At 72.9% G+C, this 7,169-nt stretch carries 7 protein-coding genes; 5 read left to right on the top strand and 2 right to left on the bottom strand.

The genetic code is table 11. The features are described 5' to 3' along the window. Positions 1-133 precede the first annotated feature (133 nt). Positions 134-1,351, bottom strand: a complete 1,218-nt coding sequence (locus AB0H32_RS17675) for a PLP-dependent transferase (protein WP_361120731.1) — start codon at positions 1,349-1,351, stop codon at positions 134-136. Between the two features lie 59 nt (positions 1,352-1,410). On the opposite strand from AB0H32_RS17675, the gene AB0H32_RS17670 reads away from it, so the two are divergent. Together AB0H32_RS17670 and AB0H32_RS17665 are read left to right on the top strand one after the other, a co-directional pair. Then, positions 1,411-1,890, top strand: a complete 480-nt coding sequence (locus AB0H32_RS17670; protein ID WP_361120728.1) for an Lrp/AsnC family transcriptional regulator — start codon at positions 1,411-1,413, stop codon at positions 1,888-1,890. Positions 1,891-1,947: 57 nt separating this feature from the next. Beyond that, complete coding sequence (locus AB0H32_RS17665) at positions 1,948-3,639, top strand: DUF885 domain-containing protein (protein WP_361120725.1); 1,692 nt, start codon at positions 1,948-1,950, stop codon at positions 3,637-3,639. Positions 3,640-3,651: 12 nt separating this feature from the next. Here the strand turns inward: AB0H32_RS17665 and AB0H32_RS17660 are convergent, their stop codons facing one another. Next, the gene (locus AB0H32_RS17660) at positions 3,652-4,494 is read right to left on the bottom strand and encodes an SDR family oxidoreductase (RefSeq protein ID WP_361120723.1); all 843 of its coding nucleotides are present in this window, start codon (positions 4,492-4,494) and stop codon (positions 3,652-3,654) included. Between the two features lie 166 nt (positions 4,495-4,660). Between AB0H32_RS17660 and AB0H32_RS17655 the strand changes: the two genes are divergently transcribed. From AB0H32_RS17655 to AB0H32_RS17645, 3 genes are all read left to right on the top strand, one after another. Next, positions 4,661-5,344 carry a hypothetical protein gene (locus AB0H32_RS17655; protein WP_361120720.1) on the top strand — a complete coding sequence of 228 codons (684 nt, stop codon included), beginning with the start codon at positions 4,661-4,663 and terminating at the stop codon, positions 5,342-5,344. A 168-nt stretch (positions 5,345-5,512) separates the two neighbouring features. After that, complete coding sequence (locus AB0H32_RS17650; RefSeq protein ID WP_361120717.1) at positions 5,513-5,755, top strand: ferredoxin; 243 nt, start codon at positions 5,513-5,515, stop codon at positions 5,753-5,755. Then, positions 5,745-7,133 (top strand): FAD/NAD(P)-binding oxidoreductase, encoded by a 1,389-nt coding sequence (locus tag AB0H32_RS17645; RefSeq protein ID WP_361120714.1) that lies wholly within the window; start codon positions 5,745-5,747, stop codon positions 7,131-7,133. The genes AB0H32_RS17650 and AB0H32_RS17645 overlap by 11 nt, the downstream gene beginning before the upstream one ends. Positions 7,134-7,169 lie beyond the last annotated feature (36 nt).

Below are 7,169 nucleotides of genomic sequence, written 5' to 3'. Positions count from 1 at the left end.
GGGGTGTCGCGCCGGTACCGCGGGCGCCCGGCCCACCCCCCGGCGCCCCCCGTCGTACCGTCGCCCTCGAAGCCGCCGTCCCCGATCGCGGCCCCGGCGGGCCTGCCGGTCATCACGGCGACGAGGGCGACGGTCAGCCCGCGTTCTCCCAGAGCCGTGCGGCCTCACGACGCCGTACCGGCGCCCCGGCCCGCTCCCCCAGGGCGTTGTCCAGGTCCATCCACAGGTCGTCGACGTCCTCCAGGCCCACCGACAGCCGCAGCAGCCGGTCGCTCACCCCGGCGCCGCGCCGGTCGTCGGCGTCCACGATGCGGTGGCTGATGGACGCGGGGTGCTGGATGAGGGTGTCCACGCTGCCCAGGCTGACCGCCGGGGTGATCAGACGGACCCGGGAGATCACCTCGTGCGGGTCGCCGTGCACCTCGAAGGCGAGCATCGCCCCGCCCAGGCGCGGATAGCTGACGCGGGCGACGCGCGGGTCGGCGGCGAGCCGGCGGGCCAGCACGGCGGCGTTGGCCGAGGCGGCCCGGACCCGCACCGGCAGCGTGGACAGGCCTCTCAGCAGCAGGTAGCCGGCCAGAGGGTGCAGCACACCCCCGGTGGCGAAACGTATCTGCCGAAGCCGTCCGGCGAACTCCTCGTCGCAGGCCACCACCCCGGCCAGCACGTCGCCGTGACCGCCGAGGTACTTGGTGGCACTGTGCAGCACCAGCCGTGCGCCCTGTTCGGCGGGGCGCTGCAGGACGGGCGTGGCGAAGGTGTTGTCCGCGAGCAGCGGGACCGAGCCGCAGGCATGGGCGACGGCCCGCAGGTCGAGTTCGGCGAGCGTGGGGTTGGCCGGGGACTCGACCATCACCAGACCGGTGTCGGGACGCAGCGCGTCGGTGATGCCCGCCGGGTCGGTCCAGGTCACCTCGGTGCCGAGCAGCCCGGCGGTCAGCAGATGGTCGCTGCAGCCGTACAGGGGCCGTACCGCGACCACGTGGCGCAGGCCCTGTGCGGAGCGTGCGAGCAGGACCGCACTGAGCGCCGCCATGCCGCTCGCGAAGGCGACGGCCGACTCCGTGCCCTCCAGCCGGGCCAGCGCGGTCTCGAAGCGGGCGACGGTCGGATTGCCTAGGCGGCCGTACACGGGCGGGCCGACCGGGTCGGCGCCGTCGGTGGCGAAGGCGTCGATACGGGCGGCCTCGGCGCGGCTGTCGTAGGACGGATAGGTGGTGGACAGGTCGATCGGCGGAGCGTGCAGTCCCTGCCGGGCGAGGTCGTCACGGCCGGCGTGAACGGCTTCGGTGGCCAGTGCTCTCGGTGCGGTGCGTACGGCGTCGTAGGCACCCGTGCTCGCTGTGTCCATGGCGGAAGGTTGAACACCGGACGGGTTACAAGAACCGGACACCGTGCTACGTTCGGCCAATGGCTGAATCTGTCGCACTGGATCCGGTGGATCTCCATCTGTTGCGGCTGTTGCAGAACGACGCCCGGGCCACCTACCGGGATCTCGCCGCTCAGGTGGGGGTGGCGCCGTCGACCTGTCTGGACCGGGTGACCCGGCTGCGCCGCTCCGGCGTGATCCTCGGACACCAGCTGCGGCTCGATCCGGCCAAACTCGGACGCGGGCTGCAGGCCTTGCTGTCGGTGCAGGTCAGACCGCACCGCAGGGAGCTGGTGGGGCCGTTCGTGGAGCGGATCCGGGTGCTGCCGGAGTCACTGAGCGTGTTCCATCTGACCGGGCCGGACGACTACCTGGTGCATGTGGCCGTGGCGGACATGGCCGATCTGCAACGGCTGGTGCTGGACGAGTTCACCTCCCAGCGGGAAGTGGCCCGGGTGGAGACCCGGTTGATCTTCCAGCAGTGGGACTGCGGGCCCCTGTTGCCTCCGGCCACGCCCTGAGCTGAATCGGCAATACACGGGTGACGCGGGGACGGTCCCCGTATGAGGATGGGCGGCATGTCTGAGATCCAGAACCTGCTGCCCCGCCAGGTCGCCGATGCCTACGTGGACGACCTCATCGCCCTCGACCCCGTCACCGGTACCTACCTGGGTGTGAAGGAGAGTTCGAGCAGGTTGCCCGACTACTCGCCGCAGGGTCAGGAGGCCCTCGCGGAGCTGGCGCGGACCACCCTCGCCAGGCTCGACGAGGCCGAGCGGCAGCCGGGCGCGGACCGTGACATCGAGCGGCGCTGCGCGCGCCTGCTGCGCGAGCGGCTGACCGCCGAGCTGGCCGTGCACGAGGCCGACGAGCACCTGCGCGCGGTCGGCAACCTGAGCACGCCCGGCCACTCGGTACGGGACATCTTCACGGTGACGCCGTCGCAGACGGAGGAGGACTGGGCCGCGATCGTCGAGCGGCTGCGCGCGGTACCGGCCGCGCTCGCGGGCTACCGGGAGTCCCTGGCGCTCGGCCTGGAGCGCAAGCTGTACGCCGCGCCCCGGCCGACCGCGACCTTCGTCGGACAGCTCACCGAGTGGTCGGACACCGACGGCACGGGCCGCGGCTGGTACGAGGACTTCGCCGCGGCGGGTCCGGACGCGCTGCGCACGGAGCTGGACGAGGCGGCCCGCGCGGCGACCGCCGCCGTGGTGGAGCTGCGCGACTGGATGCGGGACGTGTACGCGCCGACCGTCGAGAGCGCCCCGAACACGGTGGGCCGCGAGCGCTACGCACGCTGGGCCCGCTATTTCAACGGCACCGACCTGGACCTGGACGAGGCGTATGCGTACGGCTGGTCGGAGTTCCACCGCATCCTCGGCGAGATGAAGCAGGAGGCGGAGAAGATCCTGCCCGGTGCCGGGACGCCGTGGGTGGCGCTCGCGCACCTGGACGAGCACGGCCGGCACATCGAGGGTGTCGACGAGGTCCGCGAGTGGCTGCAGGGCCTGATGGACCGGGCCATCGAGGAGCTGGACGGCACCCACTTCGAACTCGCCGAGCGGGTACGGAAGGTGGAGTCGCGCATCGCCCCGCCCGGCGGTGCCGCCGCCCCCTACTACACGGCCCCCTCGGAGGACTTCTCGCGCCCCGGCCGGACCTGGCTGCCGACCATGGGGCAGACCCGGTTCCCGGTGTACGACCTGGTGTCGACCTGGTACCACGAGGGCGTGCCGGGGCATCACCTGCAGCTCGCGCAGTGGGCCCACGTCGCCGAGGACCTCTCCCGCTACCAGGCCACGATCGGCGGGGTGAGCGCCAACGCGGAGGGCTGGGCGCTGTACGCGGAGCGTCTGATGGACGAGCTGGGCTACCTCACCGACCCCGAGGAGCGGCTCGGTTACCTGGACGCGCAGATGATGCGCGCGGCCCGGGTGATCGTCGACATCGGCATGCACCTGGAGCTGGAGATCCCGGCGGACTCGCCCTTCCACCCGGGCGAGCGCTGGACGCCGGAGCTGGCCGAGGAGTTCTTCGGGGCGCACAGCAGCCGCCCGGCGGACTTCGTGGAGAGCGAGCTGACCCGGTACCTGACGATCCCCGGCCAGGCGATCGGCTACAAACTGGGCGAGCGGGCGTGGCTGCTGGGCCGGGAGAACGCCCGCAAGCGGCACGGCGACGCCTTCGACCTGAAGGCCTGGCACATGGCGGCCCTCTCCCAGGGGTCGCTGGGCCTGGACGACCTGGTGGACGAGCTGTCCGGGCTCTGACCGCCCCGGGTCTCAGCGCCGGAAGCCGCCCTCGGAGTTGACGACCTCCCCGGTGACCCAGCCCGCCTCGTCGGTGGCCAGCCACGCGATGAGCCGGGCCGGGTCGTCCGGCGTGCCCCAGCGTCCGGCGGGGAACCGCGAGGCCACGGCCGCGTGGGCCTCGCCGGTGGCGTAACCGGTGTCCACGGGACCGGGATTGACGGTGTTCACGGTGATGCCGTGCTCCGCGAGGGCGGTGGCCAGGGAGCGGGTGATCGAGGCGAGGGCGCCCTTCTGCAGGGCATAGGCGATCTCGCCGGGCATCCCGCCCGCGATGTCCTGCCCCGAGGTCATCATGACCACGCGCGCGCCGGGGGTGCCCTTCGGCAGCCGGGCGCGCGAGCGGGCGTAGGCCTGGACGAGCAGCAGCACCGAGCGGGTGTCCACCGCCCAGTGGGCGTCCAGCATCGCGGCGTCGATCTCGTCCAGAGTGCCGTCGCGACCACTCAGCGCGTGGTTGGCGACGAGAATGTCGAGACGGCCGAACTCCTGCACGACGGTGTCGATCAGCCGGCCCGGTGCTGCCGGGTCGGACAGATCCCCCGGTCCCGAGGCGACACGGGCCTGTGGATCGCCGAGCGCCTCGCGCACGGAGCCGACTACGGCGCCGGGGGTGTCGGCGCCCCAGGGCATGGAGGTGTCGTGCGGCACATGGTGGTGCAGATACACGCTCGCACCGTAGGCGGCCAGCCGCCGGGCCACCGCATGCCCGATACCGGCACGTCGGCTCGCCCCGGTGACCAGGGCCGTACGGCCGCGCAGGGGCAGCGGGTCGCGGCGCAGTTCGTCTCGGGCGGGGGCCGTGGGTGCGGTCATGGACGACGACGGTGCGCAGGGTGCCGACCGGGCCGCGAGCCAATGGGTGACGCCGATGCCCGCAAACACGTGATACCCGCTCGGCCGTACGGCCGTCCCCGGTGGCGCGGGCGGCGGCGAAGCGGCTTGCTGGTGCCGGAGGCCGATTCGGAGAGGCGGGCCGGGTATGCAGGCAAAGGGGCCGGGACGGGGGCAGGAGGCTCTGGAGACCCCGCGGGCCGCCGGGCTGGCCGGAGTCGTCTTCGCCCTGCTGCTGGCCACGGCGATCGTGCTGATCCGGCTGGGGATGCCCGAAGGGGCCGAAGCGGTCGACGCCCCGGTGTTCGCGAGCCCCGGGCGGCGCAACGCGGTGCAGACCGCGGTCGCGCTCGTGCCGTTCGCCGGCATCTTCTTCCTGTGGTTCGTCGGTGCCGTACGGGCCCACGTCGGAGCGGTCGAGGACAAGTTCCTCGCCACCGTCTTCCTCGGCAGCGGCATCGTCTTCACCGCCACGATGTTCGGGGCCGCCGCGGCGGCCGCCGCCGTCCTCGCGCTCGGGCATCCCTCCGGGGCCGCTCCCGCGCCGGCCGCCTGGGACTTCGGCCGCCATTTCGCGTACACGCTGATGACGGGGTACGCGATGCGGATGGCGGCGGTCTTCGTGTGCTCCATGTCGGTGATCGGACACCGGCTCGGCGTGCTGCCGCGCTGGCTGACGGTCCTGGGGTTCCTCACCGCCCTGGCGCTGCTCTTCGTCTCGACGAACGTCCCCTGGGCGGAACTGGTCTTCCCCGCCTGGTCCCTGGTGCTCAGCGTCCACATCCTCGTGGTCGGCCGACACGCCGGGGCACGCGGCGCGGCGCCCGCTTGACGCGGCCGGGGCGTGGCGGCGCGGCCGCTCACCCGAACGGCGTGCCCCGCGGGCGGCGCCCCGTCACCGCTCCCATGCTGGCGGACGGGACATGACCGCCGTCCGGGGATGCCCGCGCGAGACGCGGTGGTGCGCACCGGACCTGGCCACCGGAAGGGCGGAGCGTCGATGAGGCTCGTCGTCGATCTCAACAAGTGTCAGGGGTACGCGCAGTGCGCCTTCCTCGCGCCCGACGTCTTCGCGATGCACGGCGAGGAGTCGCTGATCTACAACCCGCGGGCGCAGGAGGAACAGCGGGAGCGGCTGGCGCGTGCCGTCGCCGCCTGCCCGGTGCAGGCGATCACGGCGGACGGGCTGGACGGCGTGGGCGACGGTGCCGCGTCCGGCCGGGAGGCCTCCGGTGATCGCTGACTCCCTCGACTGGCTCCGGCGTGAGGGCCGGATCGTGATCGTGGGAGCCTCGCTGGCCGGCCTGCGGGCCGCCGAGACCCTGCGCGCCGAAGGCTTCGCCGGTGAACTCACCCTGATCGGCGACGAGCCGTACGAGCCCTACGACCGCCCGCCGCTGTCCAAAGGAGTCCTGCTGGGCAAGGCGGACCCGCAGCACACCGATCTGCCCCACCGCTGGGAGATCGACGCGAAGTGGCGCCTCGGCGTCGCGGCGGCCGGTCTCGACATGGCCTCGAAACGCGTGCGGCTGGCCGACGGGGACGAGGTCGAGTACGACCGCCTTCTGATCGCCACCGGTGTGCGTGCCCGGCCCTGGCCGAAGGAGTCCGAGGCGCAGCTGGACGGCGTCTTCGTGCTGCGGACCCGCAGTGACGCAGCCGCCCTGTACCGGCGGCTGAAGGCCGGGCCGCGCCGCGTCCTGGTCATCGGGGCCGGGTTCACGGGGTCGGAGATCGCCTCGGCCTGCCGGGAGATGGGCCTCGCGGTCACGGTGGCCGAGCGCGCGGGGGCACCCCTGGTGGGAGCCCTCGGCGGGGTGATCGGCGCGGTGTCCGCGGAGATGTACCACGAGAACGGTGTCGACCTGCGTACCGGTGTCATGGTCACCGGCCTGGAGGGCGACTCGGTGGGCCGGGTGAAGGCTGCCCATCTGTCCGACGAGAGCGTCGTCGAGACGGACCTCGTGGTGGTCGCGCTCGGCTCGATGCGCAACACGGAGTGGCTGACCGGGTCGGGGCTCGGCGCGGGTCCCCGGGGCATCGCCTGCGACGCGGGCTGCCGCGCCTTCGACTTCCGGGGCATCGTCACCGACGACGTCTTCGTCGCGGGCGACGTCGCCCGGTCCCCGCACGCGCTGTTCGGATACCAGTTCCTCTCCCTCGAGCACTGGGGCAACGCCGTCGCACAGGCCGAGATCGCCGCGCACAACATGATCAGCCCCAGCAGCGACCGCCGTCCGCACCTGTGGGTGCCCGCGTTCTGGTCGTCGCAGTTCCGCGTGAACATCAAGTCCGTCGGGGTCCCGCCCATGGGCGAGCAGATCATGATCACGCAAGGCTCCCTGGCCGAACGCCGCTTCGTCGGCGTCTACGGCTACCAGGGCCGCGTCATCGCCGCCGTGAGCTTCGACAACACCCGGTGGCTGGAGTTCTACCAACGGGAGATCGAGCGGGGTGCGCCGTTCCCGGTGGAGTACCCGACGGTGGACCGCCGCCCCGAGGGCCGCCGGCCGGTCCCGGCCGACTTCCCCGATCCGTCGCTGCCGACCCACGGCCCGAGCATCACCCTCAGCGGCTACTCGCCGACCGAGCGGCAGCTGGTCTTCAAGCCGGCCCACTGACCGGCGCCCGCCCTCCCCCTCCCCCCACGGACCTTC

Origin of the sequence: Streptomyces sp. NPDC020362, assembly GCF_040642095.1 — a bacterium.
Lineage (GTDB): Bacteria > Actinomycetota > Actinomycetes > Streptomycetales > Streptomycetaceae > Streptomyces.
Note: the sequence above shows the minus strand (reverse complement) of the source record. Positions and strands in the feature narration are given on the sequence as shown.

Bases quoted from the DNA above. Each gene is read 5' to 3' on its own strand.
- AB0H32_RS17675 (WP_361120731.1), bottom strand. From the start codon at position 1,351: ATGGACACAGCGAGCACGGGTGCCTACGACGCCGTACGCACCGCACCG.
- AB0H32_RS17670 (WP_361120728.1), top strand. From the start codon at position 1,411: ATGGCTGAATCTGTCGCACTGGATCCGGTGGATCTCCATCTGTTGCGG.
- AB0H32_RS17665 (WP_361120725.1), top strand. From the start codon at position 1,948: ATGTCTGAGATCCAGAACCTGCTGCCCCGCCAGGTCGCCGATGCCTAC.
- AB0H32_RS17660 (WP_361120723.1), bottom strand. From the start codon at position 4,494: ATGACCGCACCCACGGCCCCCGCCCGAGACGAACTGCGCCGCGACCCG.
- AB0H32_RS17655 (WP_361120720.1), top strand. From the start codon at position 4,661: ATGCAGGCAAAGGGGCCGGGACGGGGGCAGGAGGCTCTGGAGACCCCG.
- AB0H32_RS17650 (WP_361120717.1), top strand. From the start codon at position 5,513: ATGAGGCTCGTCGTCGATCTCAACAAGTGTCAGGGGTACGCGCAGTGC.